Source organism: Mesorhizobium sp., from assembly GCF_004963255.1.
Lineage (GTDB): Bacteria > Pseudomonadota > Alphaproteobacteria > Rhizobiales > Rhizobiaceae > Mesorhizobium.
The window spans coordinates 154,226-175,797 of record NZ_SUGA01000007.1 but is presented as its reverse complement, the minus strand read 5'-3'; the positions used below and the strand labels follow the sequence as shown (position 1 = coordinate 175,797).

Annotated in this window: 19 protein-coding genes, 1 tRNA gene and 1 pseudogene; 7 read left to right on the top strand and 14 right to left on the bottom strand. The window is 65.0% G+C overall.

From position 1 onward, the window contains the following. Positions 1-14: 14 nt before the first annotated feature. Positions 15-2,486: a DNA topoisomerase (ATP-hydrolyzing) subunit B gene (gyrB, locus tag E5X34_RS11110; protein ID WP_042645171.1), complete on the bottom strand. Its 2,472-nt coding sequence runs from the start codon at positions 2,484-2,486 to the stop codon at positions 15-17. A gap of 251 nt (positions 2,487-2,737) precedes the next feature. After that, on the bottom strand, positions 2,738-3,310 hold the full coding sequence (locus E5X34_RS11105) for an NADPH-dependent FMN reductase (protein ID WP_292564114.1): 573 nt from the start codon (positions 3,308-3,310) through the stop codon (positions 2,738-2,740). 183 nt (positions 3,311-3,493) lie between these two features. Here E5X34_RS11105 and E5X34_RS11100 point away from each other — a divergent pair, with 183 nt between their 5' ends. Beyond that, positions 3,494-4,864, top strand: a complete 1,371-nt coding sequence (locus E5X34_RS11100; RefSeq protein WP_292564112.1) for a cytochrome P450 — start codon at positions 3,494-3,496, stop codon at positions 4,862-4,864. Positions 4,865-4,932: 68 nt separating this feature from the next. Here the strand turns inward: E5X34_RS11100 and E5X34_RS11095 are convergent, their stop codons facing one another. From E5X34_RS11095 to E5X34_RS11070, 6 genes are all read right to left on the bottom strand, one after another. Further along, positions 4,933-5,916 carry a complex I NDUFA9 subunit family protein gene (locus E5X34_RS11095; RefSeq protein ID WP_292564110.1) on the bottom strand — a complete coding sequence of 328 codons (984 nt, stop codon included), beginning with the start codon at positions 5,914-5,916 and terminating at the stop codon, positions 4,933-4,935. A 377-nt stretch (positions 5,917-6,293) separates the two neighbouring features. Next, a complete protein-coding gene (locus E5X34_RS11090) occupies positions 6,294-7,295 on the bottom strand; it encodes an Ldh family oxidoreductase (protein ID WP_292564108.1) in 1,002 nt (333 codons plus the stop codon). An 87-nt stretch (positions 7,296-7,382) separates the two neighbouring features. Next, positions 7,383-8,192, bottom strand: a complete 810-nt coding sequence (locus tag E5X34_RS11085; protein WP_292564106.1) for an ABC transporter permease — start codon at positions 8,190-8,192, stop codon at positions 7,383-7,385. Next, positions 8,192-8,857 carry an ABC transporter permease gene (locus E5X34_RS11080; protein ID WP_292564188.1) on the bottom strand — a complete coding sequence of 222 codons (666 nt, stop codon included), beginning with the start codon at positions 8,855-8,857 and terminating at the stop codon, positions 8,192-8,194. The genes E5X34_RS11085 and E5X34_RS11080 overlap by 1 nt, the downstream gene beginning before the upstream one ends. Positions 8,858-9,152: 295 nt before the next feature. Then, complete coding sequence (locus E5X34_RS11075; protein ID WP_127876393.1) at positions 9,153-9,950, bottom strand: transporter substrate-binding domain-containing protein; 798 nt, start codon at positions 9,948-9,950, stop codon at positions 9,153-9,155. Between the two features lie 58 nt (positions 9,951-10,008). After that, on the bottom strand, positions 10,009-10,824 hold the full coding sequence (locus tag E5X34_RS11070; RefSeq protein WP_292564101.1) for an ABC transporter ATP-binding protein: 816 nt from the start codon (positions 10,822-10,824) through the stop codon (positions 10,009-10,011). A gap of 209 nt (positions 10,825-11,033) precedes the next feature. Between E5X34_RS11070 and E5X34_RS11065 the strand changes: the two genes are divergently transcribed. The 4 genes from E5X34_RS11065 (at position 11,034) to E5X34_RS11050 (ending at position 15,028) form a co-directional block, all read left to right on the top strand. After that, on the top strand, positions 11,034-11,906 hold the full coding sequence (locus E5X34_RS11065; protein WP_127866579.1) for a dimethylarginine dimethylaminohydrolase family protein: 873 nt from the start codon (positions 11,034-11,036) through the stop codon (positions 11,904-11,906). Beyond that, positions 11,876-12,529, top strand: a complete 654-nt coding sequence (locus tag E5X34_RS11060; RefSeq protein WP_292564098.1) for a TetR family transcriptional regulator C-terminal domain-containing protein — start codon at positions 11,876-11,878, stop codon at positions 12,527-12,529. Before E5X34_RS11065 ends, E5X34_RS11060 begins: the two co-directional genes overlap by 31 nt. Positions 12,530-12,539: 10 nt before the next feature. Next, positions 12,540-14,120 (top strand): 5-guanidino-2-oxopentanoate decarboxylase, encoded by a 1,581-nt coding sequence (locus tag E5X34_RS11055; RefSeq protein WP_292564094.1) that lies wholly within the window; start codon positions 12,540-12,542, stop codon positions 14,118-14,120. A 200-nt stretch (positions 14,121-14,320) separates the two neighbouring features. Next, positions 14,321-15,028, top strand: a complete 708-nt coding sequence (locus E5X34_RS11050; protein ID WP_126063104.1) for an SDR family NAD(P)-dependent oxidoreductase — start codon at positions 14,321-14,323, stop codon at positions 15,026-15,028. A 76-nt stretch (positions 15,029-15,104) separates the two neighbouring features. On the opposite strand, the gene rpsA is transcribed toward E5X34_RS11050, so the two are convergent. The 4 genes and pseudogenes from rpsA to aroA form a co-directional block, all read right to left on the bottom strand. Then, positions 15,105-16,802, bottom strand: a complete 1,698-nt coding sequence (rpsA, locus tag E5X34_RS11045) for a 30S ribosomal protein S1 (protein ID WP_040988866.1) — start codon at positions 16,800-16,802, stop codon at positions 15,105-15,107. 195 nt (positions 16,803-16,997) lie between these two features. Next, positions 16,998-17,648 (bottom strand): (d)CMP kinase, encoded by a 651-nt coding sequence (gene cmk / locus E5X34_RS11040; protein ID WP_292564089.1) that lies wholly within the window; start codon positions 17,646-17,648, stop codon positions 16,998-17,000. 30 nt (positions 17,649-17,678) lie between these two features. Further along, positions 17,679-17,957 (bottom strand): annotated as a pseudogene (locus E5X34_RS32895) (hypothetical protein); the annotation flags it as partial. Beyond that, the gene (gene aroA / locus E5X34_RS11035; protein WP_292564086.1) at positions 17,954-19,312 is read right to left on the bottom strand and encodes a 3-phosphoshikimate 1-carboxyvinyltransferase; all 1,359 of its coding nucleotides are present in this window, start codon (positions 19,310-19,312) and stop codon (positions 17,954-17,956) included. The gene aroA and the pseudogene E5X34_RS32895, both read right to left, overlap by 4 nt. 194 nt (positions 19,313-19,506) lie before the next feature. Between aroA and E5X34_RS11030 the strand changes: the two genes are divergently transcribed. Both E5X34_RS11030 and E5X34_RS11025 read left to right on the top strand, forming a co-directional pair. Next, positions 19,507-19,902: a TIGR02300 family protein gene (locus E5X34_RS11030; RefSeq protein WP_292564083.1), complete on the top strand. Its 396-nt coding sequence runs from the start codon at positions 19,507-19,509 to the stop codon at positions 19,900-19,902. Positions 19,903-20,079: 177 nt separating this feature from the next. Then, positions 20,080-20,155: transfer RNA gene (locus E5X34_RS11025), tRNA-Ala, on the top strand. A 102-nt stretch (positions 20,156-20,257) separates the two neighbouring features. On the opposite strand, the gene E5X34_RS11020 is transcribed toward E5X34_RS11025, so the two are convergent. Both E5X34_RS11020 and E5X34_RS11015 read right to left on the bottom strand, forming a co-directional pair. Next, complete coding sequence (locus E5X34_RS11020) at positions 20,258-20,758, bottom strand: DUF6496 domain-containing protein (RefSeq protein WP_292564081.1); 501 nt, start codon at positions 20,756-20,758, stop codon at positions 20,258-20,260. A gap of 62 nt (positions 20,759-20,820) precedes the next feature. Then, positions 20,821-21,357, bottom strand: coding sequence for a YbhB/YbcL family Raf kinase inhibitor-like protein (locus E5X34_RS11015; protein WP_366664878.1), 537 nt, complete (start codon positions 21,355-21,357; stop codon positions 20,821-20,823). Positions 21,358-21,572 lie beyond the last annotated feature (215 nt).

The following is a 21,572-nucleotide window of genomic DNA, read 5'->3' as shown; positions in this document are numbered from 1 at the left end:
GTGTGTAGGTGCGCTCAGATATCCAGATTGGCCACCGAGAGCGCGTTGTCCTGGATGAACTCGCGCCGCGGTTCCACCTCGTCGCCCATCAGCCGCGAGAACAGCGAGTCAGCGTCGGTCGCGTCGTTGACTTTGACCTGCAGCAGCGAGCGCACATTCGGGTCCAGCGTGGTTTCCCAGAGCTGCTCCGCATTCATCTCGCCAAGGCCCTTGTAGCGTTGCATGGTGAGGCCCTTGCGGCCGGAAGCGAACACCGCGTTGAGCAGCGCCAATGGCCCCGAAACAAGCTCGGAGGTCTCCTTGCGGCGCAGCGTCGGCTGCTCGCCATAGACTTCCGAAAGCCGCGGCGCGTAGCGGTCGAGTTGGCGCGCGTCGGCCGAAGCGATCAGCCCGGCATCGAGCTGCACCACATCCTTCACGCCGCGCACCGTGCGCTCGAAGACATAGCCGCCCGAGCCGTCATTGGAGGTCGACAGCCGGCCGGTCCAGCCGCGCTCGGTCTCCTCGGCGATCATGTCCAGCCGCTGCGCGACGCGCTCGGCCATGGCGTTGGCGCGGCCGAGATCGGCAAGCACGTCGGCATTGAGCGCGCCGGCGATCGCCGCCTGCTCGACGACGCTGCGGTTGTAGCGCGTGTGCAGCCCGTTGATCAGCTGCCGCACCGCCAGCGCGTCGTCGACGGAGCTGCGCAGATCCTGCCCGGTCCGCACCTCGCCGGAGGCGAGCACCAGCGAAGCCTCATCCAGCCCGGAGCCGATCAGATATTCCTCATAGGCGCTCTCGTCCTTGAGATATTGCGAGCTCTTGCCCCGCGTCACTTTGTAGAGCGGCGGCTGGGCGATGTAGAGATGGCCGCGCTCGATCAGCTCCGGCATCTGCCGGAAGAAGAAGGTGAGCAGCAGCGTGCGGATGTGGGCGCCGTCGACGTCGGCGTCCGTCATCAGGATGATCTTGTGATAGCGCAGCTTGTCGGCGTTGAACTCGTCCTTGCCGATCGAGGTGCCGAGCGCGGTGATCAGCGTGCCGATCATGTCGGAGGAGAGCATGCGGTCGAAGCGTGCGCGCTCCACATTCAAGATCTTGCCGCGCAGCGGCAGGATCGCCTGGTTCTGGCGCGAGCGCCCGCCCTTGGCCGAGCCGCCGGCCGAGTCACCCTCGACGATGAAGATTTCCGACTTGGCCGGGTCGCGCTCCTGGCAGTCGGCGAGCTTGCCGGGCAACGAGGTGACGCCGAGCGTGCTCTTGCGCGTGATGTCGCGCGCCTTGCGCGCGGCTTCGCGCGCCGCGGCCGCCTGGATCACCTTCTCGACCACGACCCTGCCTTCGCTCGGATGTTCTTCCAGCCAGGTGCCAAGCGCCTCGTTGACCAGGCTCTCCACGACCGGGCGAACCTCGGAGGAGACCAGCTTGTCCTTGGTCTGCGAGGAGAATTTCGGGTCAGGCACCTTGACCGAGAGAACAGCGGTCAGGCCTTCGCGGCAGTCGTCGCCGGTCAGCGAGACCTTTTCCTTCTTGGTCTGGCCGGAAGACTCGCCATAGCCGGTGATCTGCCTGGTCAGCGCCGCGCGGAAGCCGGCCAGATGTGTGCCGCCGTCGCGCTGCGGGATGTTGTTGGTGAAGGCCAGCACATTCTCGTGGTAGCTGTCGTTCCACCACATCGCGACTTCGACGGTGATGCCGTCGCGCTCGGCGCGGATGGCGATCGGCGCCTCGATCAGCGGCTTCTTCACCCGGTCGAGATATTTGACGAACTCCTCCAGCCCGCCGTCATAATGCAGCTCATGGCGCACCAGATCGGCATGGCGCGCGTCGGTCAGCACGATGCGCACGCCGGAATTGAGGAAGGCGAGCTCGCGCAGCCGGTGCTCAAGCGTGTTGTAGTCGAACTCGACCATGGTAAAGGTCTCGGCCGACGGGAAGAAAGTGATCTCGCTGCCGCTGCGGCCTTCATAAGTGCCGGGCTGCTTGTCCTGCACGTAGCTGCCGGTCACCTTCAGCGGCGCGTCGGCATTGCCATGCGTGAAGCTCATCTCGAAGATCTCGCCGTTGCGGCGGATCTTGAGCTTGAGCCAGGCGGAAAGCGCGTTGACCACCGATACGCCGACGCCATGCAGGCCGCCGGACACTTTATAGGAGTTCTGGTCGAATTTGCCGCCGGCATGCAGCTGCGTCATGATCACTTCGGCCGCCGAAACACCCTCCGAGGGGTGGATATCTGTCGGAATCCCGCGGCCATTGTCGATGACGGTGACGGAACCGTCGGGGTTGAGCGTCACCGAGACGAGGTCTGCGTGGCCGGCCAGCGCCTCGTCGATGGCGTTGTCCACCACCTCATAGACCATGTGATGCAGGCCCGAGCCGTCGTCTGTGTCGCCGATATACATGCCCGGCCGCTTGCGCACCGCGTCCAACCCCTTCAAAACCTTGATGGAATCGGCGCCGTACTCGGCTTGCGCGCCAATGGCGCTTTCGGTCTGATCGCTCATGAAAACCTGTCTGATTGATGTCGCTGGTCCGGCGCCGAAAAATGGCCGCGAATCGCGCCGTTTTGATGTCCTAGATATAGGCGCAAATGGCGGATTTTCCAAGGTTTGCGGGCATTTTGCCGGCTTGGCGGCAAGGTGCTTCCACGCCCGCGCTGATACGGTCCCGGCGTTCGGCCGAAAAGGATCGATGAAACGCAAAAGGCCGCGCCTAAGCGCAGCCTGATAATTGCCTTCCTGGGAAGCTTTCGGGCCTATTCGGCCGCGCGCAGCGTCTTCAGCGCCCCGCTCCAGCGGAACAACTCGTCCAGCATCGTCTTCGCGCCGCCCTGCACCTGCTCGCTCGGATGATAGGCGCGCTTGTCATCGAGCAGGCTCGCATAGGCCGGAAGCGCCACCCCCTCCGGGATCGGCATGACGCCGACCGAGGTGAGCAGCGGCTTCAGCGATTGCGCGGCGCGCAATCCGCCGGACACGCCGCCATAGCTGAAGATCGCCGCCGGCTTGTAGCGCCACTCATGCAGCAAATAGTCGACGGCGTTCACGATCGCGGGCGCCACGAAGTAATTATACTCCGGTGCCACGAACACGAAGGCGTCGGCGGCGTCGATCGCCTTCGACCACGCCTTGGTGTGGTCGTACTCATATTTGCGCAGGCGCGGATGGTGCGGCTCGTCGAGCATCGGCAGGTGGAACGCCGCGATGTCGGTCAGCGCCGGCTCGAACTTGCCGTGCTCGCGCGCGAACCCTTCCAGCCATTCGCCGAAGATCGGGCCGGCGCGTCCCGGCCGCGTGCTGCCGATGATGATATTCAGACGATGCTTCACGGGGAGGACTCCTTGCTTGGCGGTATCCATTGGTGACTAACGCAGGCTGCCGCCGGCAACAAGCAGCTATTGGCTGATGCCGGTCACATTCCGGCGAGATGGCGCGGCAGTGTGCTGCCGTCCGGTCGCATGGACGCCGGCCTTGTCGGGCACTACATTCACCGCTGTCAGCGGAGCATCTTCATGGACACCAAGCCCGCCCCTTTCGTGCCGCCGGCGCCAAAGCCGCGCACTGAGCCGCCTTCGACGCTGGAGATGATGCGCATCGTCTACCGCAACCCGCTCGAATTGTGGGGCGAGCACACCTACAACGAGCCCTGGATTTCGGCGAATGGCGTCGGCGGACATCTGATCGTCGCCAACGATCCCGGCCTCATCCGCCACGTGCTGATCGACAACGCCAAAAACTACAAGATGGCGACGGTGCGCCAGCTGATCCTGCGACCGATCCTGCGCGACGGGCTGCTGACCGCCGAGGGCGAGGTCTGGAAGCGCTCGCGCAAGGCGATGGCGCCGGTGTTCACGCCACGCCACATCTTCGGTTTCGCTCCGCCGATGCTGAAGCGCACGCTGGAATTCGTCACCCGCTATGAAGCGGGCGGCATGACCGATGTCGCGCATGACATGACGCTGCTCACCTACGACATCCTGGCCGAGACGCTGTTCTCCGGCGAGATCGCCGGCGAGCCGGGCAGCTTCGCCAAGGAGATCGACCGCCTGTTCGAGACCATGGGCCGCGTCGACCCGCTCGACCTGCTGCGCGCTCCGGAATGGCTGCCGCGCCTCACCCGCATCCGCGGCCGCAAGACCATGGCCTACTTCCGCAACATCGTCGCCGGCACGGTGAGGATGCGCGAAGAACGGATGAAGCGCGATCCTGACGGCGTGCCGCAGGATTTCCTCACCCTTCTGCTGCGCGCCGAGGGGCCGGACGGGCTGACCCGCGCCGAAGTCGAGGACAACATCATCACCTTCATTGGCGCGGGCCACGAGACGACGGCGCGAGCGCTGGGCTGGACGATCTATTGCCTGGCCGAGGCGCCCTGGGAACGCGACAGGGTCGAGCAGGAGATCGACGCCGTGCTGGCGCGCGAGCCCGATCCGACCAAGTGGCTGGATGCCATGCCGCTCACCCGTGCCGCTTTCGAGGAGGCGCTCAGGCTCTATCCGCCGGCGCCTTCGATCAACCGCGAGCCGATCGAGCCGGAGACCTGGAACGGCCTCTACATTCCGAAATACGCCGCCGTGCTGGTGATGCCCTGGGTCGTGCATCGCCACCGCAAGCTGTGGGACAGGCCGGACGCCTTCATGCCCGAGCGCTTCCATCCGGAAAACCGCGACAAGATCGACCGCTTCCAGTACCTGCCTTTCGGCGCCGGTCCGCGTGTGTGCATCGGCGCCAGCTTCGCCATGCAGGAAGCGATCATCGCGCTGGCGATCCTATTGTCGCGCTTCCGCTTCGACGTGACCTCCGACACCAAGCCATGGCCGGTGCAGAAACTCACCACGCAGCCGCAGGGCGGCCTGCCGATGCAGGTCTCGCGCCGGGGCTGATCAGAGCAATTCCAGGAAAAGTGTGAAGCGGTTTTCCGTCCGGAATTGCGTAAAACAAAGAGACACGGTTACCGGTCGGCGATCGGCCGGCGCTGCTGGAACTGGCCGGCGGCGCGGAAGCGCCAGAGATAGCTGGGCAGGATGGTGGCGATCGCCTGCGGCTGGATGCCCAGGCCGGTCAGCGTCCTGGCGGCCTTGGCGGCTTCGTCCGAAACGACATTGTGCTCGCGCAGCTGCAGCACCTGGTCCTTGGTCAGGAGCGGATTGGGCAGCAGCTGCAGGATCGACGCCTGGATGTTGGCCACCCACCACGGCACCGGCACCAGGAGGCGGCGGCGTTCGATGACCGTCAGCAGCTCTTCCATGCATTCCTTGAAGGTCAGCACCTGCGGGCCGCCGAGCTCATAGACCTGGCCGCCCTTGACCTTGCCGTCGACCGAGCGCGCCACCGCTTCGGCGACGTCGCCGACATAGACCGGCTGGAACTTGTTCTGTCCGCCGCCGATCAGCGGCAGCACCGGAGAGTAGCGCGCCATGTTGGCGAAGCGGTTGAAGAAGGAGTCCTCCGGCCCGAAATTGATCGACGGGCGGAAGATGACGGCGTCGGCGATCGTATCGAACACCGCCTTTTCGCCGAGCGCCTTGGTGCGGGCATAGTCGGATGGCGAATTGAGATCGGCGCCGAGCGCCGAGATGTGGGTGAGGCCGGCGCCGACCGAGCGTGCGGCCTCGGCGACGGCGCGCGCACCGAAATCGTGCACGGCGCCGAATTTCTGGCGGCCGGTCTGATGCAGGATGGCGACCAGGTTGACGACATGGTCGGCGCCCTGCACGGCGCGGTCGACCGACCAGCGCACGCGCACATTGGCCTGCACCGGCTGGATCTGGCCGACATTGCCGAGCGGCTGGACGTGGCCGGCAAGGTCGGGCCGCCGGCAGGCGACCCGGATGCGGTAGCCGCGCTTGGCAAGGGCGCGGACGACATGGCGACCGACGAAGCCCGAGCCGCCGAAGACGACGACGAGCTTGGGGGTCTGCAGAATTTCGGTCATGACGGGCTCCGCGCGAATGCTTGGCTGAAGCCGTTTCTTAATCCGTTTCTCGCCAAAGGCAAAGAGCGACCGGAAGTCGCCATTGCCCTGTTTTTGAACTTGCCCGGAATGCCGCTCCGCCGCGTTTGAAAGAAAACAGAAAACCCCGCCGAAGCGGGGTTTTCCGGGCAGTTCCACGCCGAAACAGGGTCCAACGAGGCGGCCTGACCTGAGACGGTATCAAGGTGGCGTGAAGCAAGCACGCCCGCCCCCGCCCTGAACGCCCGGCGCGGCGCCGCCAACCGCGAGCCGAACGAAGCCAACCAGGCGGCTCGCGGCGAGGGGCGCCGGATATGGGTCGCGTCAGGTCGGGAAAAGGTTCAATAGCGTTGGAAAAATCAGGCCGAGTAACGCTCGGCGAATTCCGAAATGCGCTGCACAACCGCCCTGGACGTGGTGATGCCACGCGCCTTTGCCTTCTCCGCGGCTTCGGCGCGCGAGCGTCCGGGAATATGCACGCCATAACGCCGCCGCAGCCGGTCGAGCTGGTCCTTCATGCGCTGCTCGAAATCCGGATCGAGCAGCTTGGGCTCGATGGCCAGAACGAAAAGGCCGGTGCCAGGGCTGTCCGGTCCGCCGGTGAACCAGGGCGCGTCGAGCGACCAGTTGGCGCCGGAAATGCCGGCGGCCAGCACCTCGACCATCAAAGCGATGTTGGCGCCGCGCTGGCCGCCGAAGGCGAGCATCGCGCCCTTCATCGCCGCCGCCGGATCGGTGGTCGGATTGCCGCTGGCATCGAGCGCCCAGCCTTCGGGGATTTTCTTGCCGTCCTCGGCCGCCTTGCGGATGTTGACGAAGGCTGTCGCGCTCGACGACTGGTCGATGACCAGCGGCGGCCCGTCGGCGGCCGGCGAGGCGAAGGACATCGGGTTGGTGCAATAGACCGGCTTGACCGAGCCTGAGCCGGCAAGCACCGCCGGTCCGTTGGTGGCGGCGAAGGACACCAGCCCCTGTTCGGCCAGCCGCCCGGTGAAATAGCCGAGCGCGCCGCATGTATAGGCGTTCTTCTGCGAGAAGATCGACACGCCGAACAGTTTTGCCGCCTTGACCAGGTCGTCAATCGTGCGGTCGAAGCCGGTATGGGCAAGCCCGCCGCGCGCGTCGGAGAGGTAGACGGCGAGCGCCGGCCTTGTGATCACCGGATCGGCATTGCCGTCGATGCGGCCGGCTTCGAGCGCCTCCAGATAGTCGATGAAATGCGACAGGCCGACGGTCGACAGGCCCTCGGCTTCGGCTGCGATGATCGAAGCGGTCAGCGACTGCGCCGCCTCCTCATTGGCGCCCGCGCCGAGCGCCGCCATCCGGCATAGGCCTGTTGCCTGATCGAGAGTAAGTTGCATCGGATTTGCCCTGTAGCGAGTAGCGAATAGGGAATAGCGAGTGGGGGGAGATAAAGAAACTACTCGCTATTCGCTACTCACTATTCGCTAACCGATCTTCACCGGAATCCGCGCCTCGATCCGGCTGAAGACGAAGACCAGGATGCCGGTGATCGTCATATAGATCAGCGCCAGGAGCAGCAAAGGCTCGTAGGTCAGGTAGGTGTCCTGCCGCACCTTGGAGGAGACGGCGAAGATGTCGATGACACTGATGGTCGCCACAAGCGGTGTCGATTTCAACTGCAGCACCGTTTCGCCGGTCAAGGTCGGCAGCGCCCGGTAGAAGGCCTGTGGCAGCCAGATGCGGCGGAAGATTTTCCAGCGGCTCATGCCGAAGGCGCGGGCGGCCTCCAGCTGTCCGCGCGGCACGCCGGCGAAGGCGCCGCGCATCACTTCGCCCTCATAGCCGGCGAAGGAGAAGGTCAGCGCCACCACGGCATAGGGCCAGGCCTGTCTGAGATACGGCCAGAGCCAGGATTCGCGGATCCACGGATATTGCGGAAAGATCGAGCCGAGGCCGTAATAGAGCAGCCAAAGCTGCAGGAGCAGTGGCGTTCCGCGGATGACGGTGCAGAAGACCTTGGCCGGCGCCGAGAACCAGATCGGTCCGCCGGCCTGGGCGAGCCCGAGCGGCACGGCGAGCGCAAAGCCCAGCGCGCAGGTGACGGCAAGGATCCAGAGCGCCCGCCAGATGCCCATCAGGCCCATTTCCCAATATTGCGGCAGCCAGTCCCAGCGCATGAAGAAGGCCGCGCAGAGCACCAGCGCCAAGGCGATCAGGATGAGCACGATGCGGTGCGGCTTGAGCCAGATCGAGGCGCGCGCCGCCATGTTGATCGCGGTGGCTTCGGCTGGCATCAGCGCGCCTCCTTGACGGAAGGCATGCCGCGCCGCGACCAGGCCTCGACCCGGCCGATGATCAGGTTGGAGAAGAGTGTCACCGCCAGGTAAAGCACGCCGGCGGCGACGTAGAAGAGCAGATAGGCCTTGGTGACACCGGCTGCCTGGCGCGTCGCCAGTGTCAGCTCGAAGAAGCCGACGACGGCGAGCAGCGCGGTGTCCTTGGTGGCGATCAGCCACAGATTGGCAAGGCCGGGTATGGCGAAAGGCAGCATCGCCGGGATCGTGATGCGCCTCAGCATCAGCCCGGGCGGCATGCCATAGGCGCGGGCGGCCTCGATCTGGCCCTGCGGGATGGCGAGGATGGCGCCGCGGATGACTTCGGTCGAATAGGCGCCCTGGACGAAACCCAGCACGAAAATGCCGGCCGCCAGCCCGCTGATGTCGACACGGCTGTAGCCCATCGCCGCCAGCACCTGGTTGATGAGGTCGGTGCCGGCATAATAGAGCAGCAGGATCAGCACCAGCTCCGGCACCGCGCGCACCACCGTGGTGTAGACGGCGAGCAGATCGCGCGTCACCGGCCCGCCGTAGAGCTTGCCGAACGCGCCGGCGGTGCCGATCAGCAGGCCAAGGCAGGTGGCGCCGATGGCGATCTCGAGCGAATGCAGCAACCCGACCAGCAGCGTGGCGCCCCAGCCGGGCGCCACGGGTGACAGGAGTTCGAAAATGCCGGCCGCGGAGGCCGGAAGAAAGGCGTCGATCAGCTTCGCCCCCGGATTGCTGTCTAGAGTGGTTCGCCGTTTCACGGAAACGGCGAACCACTCTATTTCTTTGTTTCACGCAATTCCGGACGGAAAACCGCTCACACTTTTCCTGGAATTGCTCTAGCCGCTGGCGTCGAGGCCGGCGGCAGGCGTGCGTGGCAAGGATCGGGCATGGCGCGTACGCCATGCCCTCACTCATTTGCGAGAGGGTTCAGTTCGACTGCGGCGCGCCGCCATAGATGTCGAAGTCGAAATACTTCTTCGAGATCTCGTCATATTTGCCGTTGGAGCGGATCGCCTTGATGCCGGCATTGATCTTTTCCTTGAGCGCGGTGTCTTCCTTGCGCACGCCGGCGCCGACGCCCGGTCCAAGCACTTCGTCGTCCGGGGCCACCATGCCCTTGAGATCGCAGCAGGCCTTGCCCTGGTCGGACTTCAGGAATTCGCCGAGCGCGATCGAGTCGGCCTGCACCGCATCGAGACGACCGGCGGCCAGATCGTTGTTGGCTTCGTCCTGCGTCTGGTATTCCTTGATCTCCTGCGCGCCGGTGAAGTGCTTCTTGGCGTAGACGGCATGCACCGTCGACACCTGCACGCCGATCACCTTGCCCTTGAGGTCGTCGGGCGTTGCGCCAAATTTCTGGTCCTTCGGCCCGATGATGGCGGTTGGAGTGTTATAGTACTTGTCCGAGAAGTCGATCGTCTTCTCGCGTTCGGCGGTGATCGACATCGAGGAGACGATAAGGTCGATCTTCTTGGTGGTCAGCGCCGGAATGATGCCGTCCCAGGCGACCGGCGTGATGACGCAGTCGAGCTTCTCTTCGGCGCAGACGGCGTCGATGAAGTCGATCTCCCATCCGACCCATTTGCCGCTGGCGTCGGGCGAGGTGAAGGGCGGGTAAGGCTCAGCGGCGACGCCGATCTTGACTTGCTCGGCCTTGGCCACGCCACCCATCGCCGCGACGCCGAGAAGCAGCGCGGCAGCGAAGGTCTTGAGAACAGTCTTCATGTCAGGACTCCCAGTTTGTTGTTGTTCCCGGTTTTTCGCTCCGCTTGATGCCAGCCTCCTAGCCGACATTGCGGAGGAATTGTTTGAGCCTTTCGGATTTCGGCGCGCCGAACAGCTGTTCCGGCGGACCTTCCTCCTCGACCAGCCCGTTGTAGAGGTAGACGACATGCGTCGCGACCTCGCGGGCGAACTTCATTTCATGCGTCACCAGCACCATGGTGCGCCCCTCGCGCGCCAGGTCGCCGATCACCTTCAGCACCTCGCCGACCAGCTCCGGATCGAGCGCCGACGTCGGCTCATCGAACAGCATGACTCGCGGATTGATCGCCAGCGCCCGGGCGATCGCGGCGCGTTGCTGCTGGCCGCCGGACAGGAAGGCCGGATAGACGTCGCGCTTCTCCGCCAGCCCGACGCGGGCGAGCAGCTTCTCGGCTTGGGCGATCGCTTCGTCGCGCTTGACGCCCAGCACATGCACCGGAACCTCGATGACGTTCTCGATCAGCGTCATATGGCTCCACAGGTTGAAATTCTGGAACACCATGCCGAGCCGTGAGCGGATCCGCTCGATCTGCCGGCGGTCGGCCGGAACGGTATGGCCGTGGCTGTCGGCTTTGAGCTTGATCTCCTCGCCATTGACGCGGATGACGCCGCTGGTCGGATTCTCAAGGCAGTTGATGCAGCGCAACAGCGTCGATTTGCCGGAACCGGAGCCGCCGATGATTGCGACCACCTCGCCGTCGCGCGCCGACAGCGAAACGCCCTTCAGCACATGCAACTGGCCGAATTTCTTGTGCAGGTTCTCGACATGGATGGCTTCGGCGGCGGCGCTTTGCGCCTTGCCGGATTGGACTGGGGCAGCGTCTGCCACGCTCACCGGGCGACCTCTCTATGGTCGAAGGCAGGTCGTCGAACGTCCATCCGGCTAATCAACATACGCTGTACTGCCGCTCCAGATTTCAGCATGGACCCGACAGCGCGAGCCCGTCAATCCCGCTCATTACGGCACTTGCGGCGTTGTTGTGCAAGTGTATAAATAGCCTTTCATGAAATTTTTCCGCTTTTTTTCATCTTAGAAGGGCATCGATGAGCGCTTTCGGATCACAGTCCATGGCGGCGCCGTTGCGGCGCGTGCTGATGCGTTCGGCGGCCAACGCCATGCGCGGCGCCGACAGGGCCGCCTGGCACTATGGCCCGGGTTTCGACCCGGCGAAAGCAGCAATGCAGCATGCGCTCCTTGCCGAGCTGGTGTCGGCTTCCGGCGCCGAAATCGAATGGATCGAGGACAAGGCCGACGGTCTCGCGGATTCGGTGTTCACTCATGACCCGTCGCTGATGACCGACCGCGGCGCGCTGATCCTGTCGATGGGCAAGCCGTTGCGCGCCAAAGAGCCTTCGCTGCATGAGGAAACCTATAGAAGGCTGGGCATTCCGGTCCTTGGCCGCGTCGAGGCGCCCGGCCAGGTCGAAGGCGGTGACTGTGTATGGGTCGATGCCCGCACGCTGGCGATCGGGCGCGGCGTGCGCACCAACCAGCAAGGCATCCAGCAGGTTGCCAACCTGCTGACGCCGCTCGGCATTTCCGTCTACGGCTTCGACCTGCCGCTGTGGCAGGGCGAAGAGGCCTGCCTGCATCTGATGTCGGTGATCAGCCCGCTGGCCGACGACCTCGCGCTGGTCTATTCGCCGCTTCTGCCGGCCCCGTTCTACCAGATGCTGAAAGCGCGCGGCATCCGCCTGGTCGAAGGCGATGCGCAAGAGTTCGCCGCCTCTGGCGGTCTCAGCCTGAATGTGCTGCCGACCAGTCCATTGAAGGTCATTGCCGTGGCCGGCTTTCCCAAGACCAAAGCCGCGATGGAAGCCGCCGGCTGCACGGTCGAAATCTTCGAGGCGGATGCGCTCTGCATCGCCTGCGAAGGCGGCCCGACATGCCTGACGCGGCCGATCCTGCGCCAATGAATGCGCGCCGCAAGTTCCGCCGCGAGGGCGAGGAGCGGCGGCGGCAGGACCTGATCGACGCGACCCTGGACAGCGTGGCGGAACATGGCCTCGAGGGCGCCACCGTGCGCATCATCGCCTTGCGCGCCGGCGTCACCGCCGGGCTGATCCGCCACTATTTCCCCGGCAAGGAGGACTTGCTGCAGGAAGCCTATGCGGCATTGATGGGCCGCATGACCGAGCAGGCGAAAGCGGCATTACTCATGGAAGACGCCTCGCCGCGCCAGCGTCTTGCCGCCTTCGTCACCGCCAATCTCAACGCACCGATCATCGACCAACGGGTGTTTTCGCTCTGGGCGACCTTCATCGGCCGTGCCGGCGCCGATCCGACGCTCGCCCGCGCTCACCGCGAAGGCTATCTCGGTTTTCGCAACGAGGTGGAAGCAGTCGTGGCCGAAGTGCTGGCCGCCGAACGGCGCAAGCCGGACGCAAGCGAACTGCGCCACCATGCCATCGCCATCAACGCGATCATCGACGGGCTCTGGATCGAAGGCTGCCTGGCCGGCGAGATGTTCGAGCCTGGCGAATTGGCGGCGATCGGCATCAAAGCCATAGAGGCCGAGCTCGGCCTCGCGCCGGAATAGGAGGAAATTGATGACCACCGTTGGCGAAGCGCTGATCACCTTGCTTGAGGCGCATGGCGTCGACACCGTCTTCGGCATTCCGGGCGTGCATACGGTCGAGCTCTATCGCGGCCTGGCGCGTTCGAAGATCCGTCATGTCACGCCGCGCCACGAGCAGGGCGCCGGCTTCATGGCCGACGGCTATGCGCGCGCCGGCGGCCGGCCGGGCGTCGCCTTCGTCATCACCGGACCGGGGCTGACCAACACCATCACCGCCATGGGCCAGGCGCGCGCCGATTCCGTGCCGATGCTGGTCATCTCCGGCGTCAACGCCACCGATACGCTGGGCAAGGGGCTCGGCTTCCTGCATGAGCTGCCCGACCAGCGCGGCATGATGGAAAAGGTCGCGCTGTCTTCCGAGCGTGTGACCGAGGCCGAGCAGCTGCCGGCCGCGCTTGCCCGCGCCTTCGCGCTGTTCTCGTCGGCACGGCCGGGACCGGTCCACATCGAAATCCCCACCGATGTCATGGTGAAACCCGCCGACAGCATTGCGGCCGCGCTGAGCAATGCCGCGCCGCCGGCGCCGGGCGCGGCGGCAGTCGCCGAGGCGGCGACGTTGATCAAGGCGGCACGCCGGCCGCTGATCCTGGCGGGCGGCGGCGCCAGGAAGGCCGACGCGGCGTTGCGACGCCTGGCCGAGGCGCTCGGCGCTCCCGTGGTCGAGACCACCAATGCGCGCGGCCTGCTGCATGGCCATCCGCTCTGCGTGCCGGCGAGCCCCAGCCTCAAGGCGGTGCGCGCGCTGATGGCGGACGCCGATCTGGTGATCGCCGCCGGCACCGAATTCGGCCCGACCGACTATGACGGCTATGGCGACGGCGGCTTTGTGCTGCCGAACAACCTGATCCGTATCGACATCGGCGCCGACCAGATCGCGCGCCGGCCGGTGGCGGTCGGCATCCAGGCAGATTGCGGAGAGGGGATAGAGGCTCTGCTGTCGGCAATCGGGCCCGGTCACCTTGCGGCCAAAGACGGCGAAGCCCGTGCGGCCGCCGCGCGAAAGACCGCGCGGGCCGAACTGAAGCCGGAATACCTGGCGCAGGTGCGCGCGGTGGAGACGATCCGCGATGCACTGCCGGGCGCCATCATCGTCGGCGATTCGACCCAGCCGATCTATGCCGCCAACCTCTACTACGACCATGATCGCCCCGGCGGCTGGTTCAACGCCGCGACCGGCTTCGGCGCGCTGGGCTATGGTCCGCCGGCGGCGATCGGTGCGGCGCTTGCCGTTCCGCAAGCGCCCGTGGTGTGCCTCACCGGCGATGGCGGTTTCCAGTTCACCCTGCCGGAGATCGGCGCCGCGCTCGATGCCGAGACGCCGGTGATCTTCGTCGTCTGGAACAATCGCGGCTATCGCGAGATCGAAACCTCGATGCTCGATGTCGGTGTCGAGCCGGTCGGTGTGTCGCCGGCGCCGCCGGATTTCTGCAAGCTCGCCGAGGCCTACGGCATCGCGGCCGAGCGACTGGCCGGCGCCGCTGATCTGGGAGGGGCGCTGAAGCGCGCGCGGGCGGCCGGCAAGCCGCGCGTCATCGAAATCACCGTCGACTGAAAGGCTGGTGCGGCCGTCGCCCGGACGGTGACGGCGGCCGGCAATTGTCGTCACCGGCCACGACCCCCCACACATGCAAAGACGCTGCGCCAGCCATGTCGATATTTCAATTGAGTGACAGCGCGAAAGGAGCGACGTTCGAGCCTGGGGCGGCATAACCCAAGTTATAATCATAAAAAAAAGACAGGAGCAGTCAAAGTATGACGGAAACGCTTAACGGCAGGCATGTCGTGATCACGGGCGGCACTGGGGCGCTCGGCGGCGCGGTTGTCGGCAGATTGCTGGAGCAAGGCGCGATCTGCCACGTGCCCAATGCCCACGCGGCGGCCCCGCCGCATTTTCCCTACGCAGCCCACGCCAGCGTGCATCTGGCGCACAATGTCGACCTGTCGGATTCGGCCAAGGTCGAAGCCTTCTACCATCAGGTGCCCGCGCTCTGGGCCTCCATCCACCTTGCCGGCGGCTTCACCATGGCGCCGGTCGAAAAGATCGAGTCGGCCTCCTTCGCCGAAATGATGGACACCAACGCCCGCACGACCTTCCTGTGCAGCCGCGCCGCGGTGCGCTCGATGCTGGCGTCCGACACGGCCGGCCGCATCGTCAACGTCACCGCGCGCGCCGGCCTGGAACCGCGCAAGGGTTCGGGCATGGTCGCTTATACTGCGAGCAAGGCCGCGGTCGCGGCAATGACGGTGGCGATGGCCGAAGAGTTGAAGCACAAGGGCATCCTGGTCAACGCCGTGGCCCCTTCGACGCTCGACACGCAGGCCAACCGCGAAGCCATGCCAGACGCCGATTTCGCCAAATGGGTCAGCCTTGAAGCAGCTGCGGAAGCGATCGCTTACCTTGCCTCGCCCGCAAACCAGGCCATGAGCGGCACGCTGGTCCCGCTCTACGGCAGGGCCTGAATTCAGCGACGTCCTAGAAAAGAAAAACCCCGCCGGAGCGATCCGGCGGGGTTTGTTGTTCGACAGGAAGCTTGGCTTAGTTGCCCTGCTTCTTCAGCGCCGCGCCCAGGATGTCGCCGAGCGACGCGCCGGAGTCGGTCGAGCCGTACTGGGCGACCGCTTCCTTTTCCTCGGCGATTTCCAGCGCCTTGATCGAGACCTGCAGCTTGCGGGTCTTCTTGTCGAAGGCGATGACGCGGGCATCGACCTTCTGGCCGACGGTGAAGCGCTCAGGGCGCTGCTCGTCGCGGTCGCGCGAAAGGTCGGAGCGCTTGATGAAGGTCTCGATGCCGCTGTCGACCAGCCGCACGTCCAGACCGCCATCCTTCACGCCGATGACCTCGCAGGTGACGACGGCGTTCTTGCGCAGCTCGCCGCTATTGGCCGCTTCGCCGACCGTGTCACGAGCCAGCTGCTTGATGCCGAGCGAGATGCGTTCCTTCTCGATGTCGACGTCGAGCACCTGCGCCTTGACCATGTCGCCGCGATTGTACTCTTCGATGACCTGCTCGCCCGGACGGGTCCAGTCGAGGTCGGACAGGTGCACCATGCCGTCCACATCGCCTTCCAGGCCGATGAACAGGCCGAACTCGGTCTTGTTCTTGACCTCGCCCTCGACCTGGCTGCCGACCGGATGGTTGCGCGCGAAGGCTTCCCACGGGTTCTCAAGCGTCTGCTTGAGACCGAGCGAGATGCGGCGCTTGGCCGGATCGACCTCGAGCACGACCACGTCGACTTCCTGGGTCGTCGACAGGATCTTGCCGGGGTGCACGTTCTTCTTCGTCCACGACATTTCCGAAACGTGGATGAGGCCCTCGATACCCGGCTCCAGCTCGACGAACGCGCCGTAGTCGGTGATGTTGGTGACGGTGCCCTTGATCTTCTTGCCGATCGGGAACTTGGTGCCGATATCCGACCACGGATCCGACTCGAGCTGCTTCATGCCGAGCGAGATGCGGTGGGTTTCTTGGTTGATGCGGATGATCTGCACCTTGACCGTCTGGCCGATGTTGAGGATCTCGGTCGGATGGTTGACGCGGCGCCATGCCATGTCGGTGACATGCAGCAGGCCGTCGATGCCGCCGAGGTCGACGAACGCACCGTAGTCGGTGATGTTCTTGACCACGCCTTCGACCACCTGGCCTTCCTCGAGATTCTGCACGATTTCCGAACGCTGTTCGGCGCGGCTCTCCTCGAGCACGGTGCGGCGCGACACCACGATGTTGCCGCGGCGGCGATCCATCTTGAGGATCTCGAAGGGCTGCGGGTTGTGCATCAGCGGGGTGACGTCGCGGATCGGGCGGATATCGACCTGGCTGCGCGGCAGGAACGCAACGGCGCCGTCGAGGTCGACGGTGAAGCCGCCCTTGACCTGGTTGAAGATGACGCCTTCGACGCGCTCACCCTTGGTGAACTTCTCCTCGAGGCGCACCCAGCTCTCCTCGCGGCGAGCCTTCTCGCGCGACAGCATGGCTTCGCCAAGCGCGTTCTCGATGCGCTCGACATAGACCTCGACGGTGTCGCCGACCTTGAGGGAGGAGTCCTTGCCCTTGGCGCCGAATTCCTTCAGCGGCACGCGGCCTTCGACCTTGAGGCCGACATCGATGATGGCCATGTCCTTTTCGATCGCGGTGATCGTGCCCCGGACAACCTGGCCCTCGCCGGAATGGCCGGCGGTGAATGATTCTTCGAGCATGCTCGCGAAATCGTCGCGAGACGGATTAGCTACTGACATTGTTTCTCCTGGAATGCTCCGCGCGATGGCGGAGCGGGCGCCGTGGGTTAGCGTTGCGTGAGCCTGCCGGCGTTCCGGGCTGAAGAGCCCTTGGCCGCTTTTCGAGCGGCAAGTCCGGCGCATGAAGAATGCTGGCAGGCTGGTTCGTGCCCGATATGGGTATTTTCGCCGCTCAAGGCAACCGAAAAAGCCCCATCAGGCCTTGTTTCTCTTGGCAAGGGCCTCGTCAACGATCGCCATCGCCGCCAGAAACGCGGCTTCTATAGCCATTTCGCTGGTGTCAAGCAAGTGCGCGTCCGCCGCCGGCTTGAGCGGCGAGTCCGCGCGGCCCATGTCGCGCTCGTCGCGGCGCTCGATGTCGGCGAGGATGGTGGCGAAATCGGCGCTGCCGCCCATGCTCTCGATCTCGGCCAGCCGGCGCCTCGCCCGCACCTCGGCACTCGCCGTCACATAGAGCTTGATGTCGGCGTCGGGGCACACGACCGTGCCAATGTCGCGCCCGTCGAGCACCGCGCCCGGCGGCGCCTTGGCGAAGGCCCGCTGCTTCTCGACCAGGATGCGCCGCACCGTGGGAATGACCGCGACCTTGGAGGCCGCTTCGCCCACCGCATGCGCCGAAAGCACGGTACGGTCGAGGTTTGAGAGGTCCACCTGCCGCGCCGCGGTTTCCGCCGCCGAGACATTGTCGAGCGGCAGGCCGAGCTCGAGCAGCTTATGGGCGACGGCGCGATAGGTCAGGCCGGTGTCGAGCAGGTTGAGGCGATAGTGGTCGGCGAGCCGGCGGGCGAGCGTGCCCTTGCCCGCGCCGGCGGGGCCGTCGATTGCTATGGTGAGGCCTGTCGTCATTCTAAACCTCGATGCAAGTGCCTCACCCCACCGGCGCTCGAAGTCCGCCGCTGCAACTTCCGAGGCCTTGAATTGGCTGTCCGAATTGATCTCTGCGAGATCGGGAAAGCCCTCTGTCGAGTTTCTGGTCCCGCCAACCTCGGTATCCTCCGACCCGTCAAAGGCGGCGCCGCGAATAGCAAAACCCACGGAGCCATCGGCGTAGAACTCTATGGTCCGGTTTTGAAAATTGTCATCGGCGATCTCATACCAGAGGTGGGACGGCTCCTCCGGGGTGTCATGTTGCCAATGAACGTGAACGTATCTCACTCGATCTCCGCACCAAGCCCCTTCATCAGTCCCATGAATTCCGGAAAGCTCGTCGCGATCATGTTCGCGTCGTCGATGGTCACCGGCTTTTCCGTCGCCAGCCCCATGATCAGGAAACTCATCGCGATGCGGTGGTCGAGATGCGTCTTCACGGCTGTGTCCTGGCCGTTCGGATGAGCGCCCAGCCCCTTGCCGCCCGGTCTGCCGCGCACGGCGAGCGAGGCCTCGCCCTCGGTGCAGTCGACGCCATTGAGCTTGAGCCCGTTGGCGACCGCCGACAGCCGGTCGGATTCCTTGACGCGCAATTCCTCCAGTCCCTGCATCAGCGTCTCGCCCTCGGCAAAGCTCGCCGCGACGGCCAGCACCGGGTACTCGTCGATCATCGACGGCGCGCGCTCCGGCGGCACCACGACGCCCTTGAGCTCGGAGGAACGCACCCGCAGGTCCGCCACGTCCTCGCCGCCGGCATTGCGCGGGTTGAGGATATCGATCCGGCCGCCCATTTCCTGCAATGTGAGAAGCAGGCCGGTACGCGTCGGGTTCATCAGCACGTTCTCGATCACGATATCCGAGCCCGGCACGATGAGCGCCGCCACCAGCGGGAAGCCGGCCGAGGATGGGTCGCCGGGTACGGCGATCGTCTGTCCGCTGAGCTTGCCCTGGCCCTCGATGAAGATGTGGCGTACGCCGCGCTCGTCGGTCTCCACGGTCAGGTTGGCGCCAAAGCCTTTGAGCATCTTCTCGGTATGGTCTCGGGTCATCACCGGCTCGATCACCGTGGTGATGCCCGGCGTGTTGAGGCCGGCAAGCAGCACCGCCGACTTCACCTGGGCCGACGCCATCGGCACGCGATAGGTGATCGGCGCGGCGTGCTTCGGGCCGCGCAGGGTGATCGGCATGCGGTCGCCCGGCGCCGCCTTCAGCACCTGCACGCCCATCTGGCGCAACGGGTCGAGCACGCGGCCCATCGGCCGGCCCGACAGCGAGGCGTCGCCGATGAAGGTGGTCTCCATGTCATAGGTGCCGACGAGGCCCATGGTGAGCCGCGAGCCGGTGCCGGCATTGCCGAAATCGAGCGGGCCTTCCGGCTGCAGCAGCGCGCCGTTGCCGGTGCCGCGGATCACCCATTCGGCGCCGTTCTTCTCGATATGCGCGCCCATCGCCTTCATGGCCGCGCCCGTGCGCATCACATCCTCGCCTTCGAGCAGGCCGGTGATGCGCGTCTCGCCCGAGGCAAGGCCGCCGAACATGAAGGAGCGGTGCGAGATCGACTTGTCGCCCGGCACACGCGCGGTGCCGGCAAGGGCAGGGGATTTGCGGGCCGTGGCTGCTTTAGCGGCGGCGGAATGAGACATTTTGTCTTCCAAATGAAAGGCCGGCTGGCCGGCCCGGTTCGTCATGATGCGGCGGTCTCGTATCACGGCACGCGGCAATGGTCATCCCCTTGGCGCAAGACTTTGGAAAGCGGGTTTCGAGTGCAAGTCTTTTGGCTTTGACAGCACGGAAAACTGCGGTTAAGGGGACCATTCTTTTTTTGACGAGGCCTGACGTGGCAAAAGCTGAACTTGGCACCAAGCGTGTCGACCCTGAAACGGGTCGGAAATTCTACGATCTGAACAAGGACCCGATCGTCTCGCCTTATACCGGCAAGAGCTATCCGCGCTCCTATTTCGACGAAGGCAAGATTTCCGCCATCGAGGAAGATGAGGAAGTCGCCGACAAGGAACTGGACGGCGAAGAGGAAGAGGGCGCTGAAGTCGTGTCGCTCGAGGAAGCCGATGACGAGGCCAAGGGCGGCGGCGACGATCTTCCCGATCTCGGCGATGACGAGGACGATGTCGATCTCGGCGATGATGACGACGACACCTTCCTGGCCGACGAAGAGGAAGAGGATGACGACGTCGCGGACATGATCGGCGTCGGCGATGACGAGGACGAGGTCTGATTTTAGACCTCGGCGCGATTGTTTGCCGGCGATTTTCGCCTGTGACGAAAAAGCGGTCTTTCGAGGCTTGATCTTGACCGAAGGCGGCGCTAGAAGCCGCCAGCACTAAACGACGGCGCGGTTCCCGACTGCGCCGGATCTCTTCGCCGGAAACGGCGCCGGCTGACTGCCGGGAGTGGGGCCATAGCTCAGTTGGGAGAGCGCTTGAATGGCATTCAAGAGGTCGTCGGTTCGATTCCGATTGGCTCCACCAAACAGTCTTTCCTGAGCAGATTTTTAGCGGCAGAAATCGTCACCCCTGTTCACTCTTGTCTGCGCGGCGTCCGAGCCGGTAGGGGCCTGGACGCAACTGCGACTAACCACGCTCGGCGCGGGTTCTGGCTGCCTTGCGCGCCGCCGCTGATCGTCCGGCGGCGCCTTTGGTCTGCGCGGCTTTCCTGGCCGCAGCCGACCGCTCTGCGGCCGTGCGGCCGGATGCGGCGCTCTTGGCCTGCCGCGACAGGGCCTTGTGGGAGGCGGTGCTTTTCGGCTCGCCCTCGAGCACCTTCGACACCGCCTGCGAGACCTTCGGCTGGCGCTTCGGCTTGCGTTCGCCCTGGCCTGCCTCGTAGGCATATTTGGCGCTCTTGCGCGTGGTCTCCTTCACGTCGCCTTTCTTGGGCGGCGGCAGGTCGACGCCCGCGCGGCGCGCTTCCGAAAGGCCGATGGCGATCGCCTGCTTGGTGGAGCGGGCGCCGTGCTTGCCTTGGCGGACTTTGTCGATTTCCGCGTGAACGAATTCACCGGCCTGCGTGCTTGCCGATTTGCCTTCGCGCTTGTCCTTGCGCGCCTTTTCGATGGTTTTCTTGTCCGGCATCGTTTTTCTCCTTGTTCGAACGGGGCACGATCGAACGCCGACCGGCCGCTTCGGATCGAGCGTCAGCGGCTTTCATAGGTGCCGACAAGGTCGGCGGTGGCGATCATGTGCGGTCTCGCATGGGCCAGAAGGTCGGCGATTGGCGTTTCTCCGCTGGATTGCAGCGTCTCCACGTCGAGTGCTGAAAGGCGGAAGTGATAGTGATGGACGCCATGCCCTTTTGGCGGCTGGGGACCGTCATAATGGGCGTTGCCGAAGTCGTTCACGCCTTGGCGGAAACTCTCCGGCCCGGCAGTGCCTTCGGGCAGGCGATCCCGCCCGGCGGCGATGTCATAGACTGCCCAATGGCGAAACATGCCGCGCGGCGCGTCGGGATCCTCGACGACAAGCAGGAAGCTTCTGGTCCCGGCCGGCGCGTCCTTCCATTGCAAGGGAGGAGACAAGTTGCCTCCGTTGCGGACATAGGGCTCAGGAATGGTCTGCCCGGTTTCAAAGGCTGGACTCTCAAGCGTGAAAGCCATGGCTGGAACTCCCTGCTCTGCCGCGTTCTTCTCGAAGGAAATCGACAAACGATCTTTGCTCGGATCGGTGGAGCGCAATCGCCGCTGGTTTCCTGGGAACGCGGGGCGTCGGCGGGAGTTCCAGGCATCGCGCCCCGCCGGCGGCGCTCGATGAATGCTCGCAAGTGGAGCTATCGCCCCTTGAAAAGCTGCCCGGACGGAAGCGACGCAGATCGTATCCGGCGAAAAGAATTGGCAGGTCGGCAGAAGGGCCGTTGACGCGGAATCGCAGGTCTCGAAGACTTTTCCGGCCG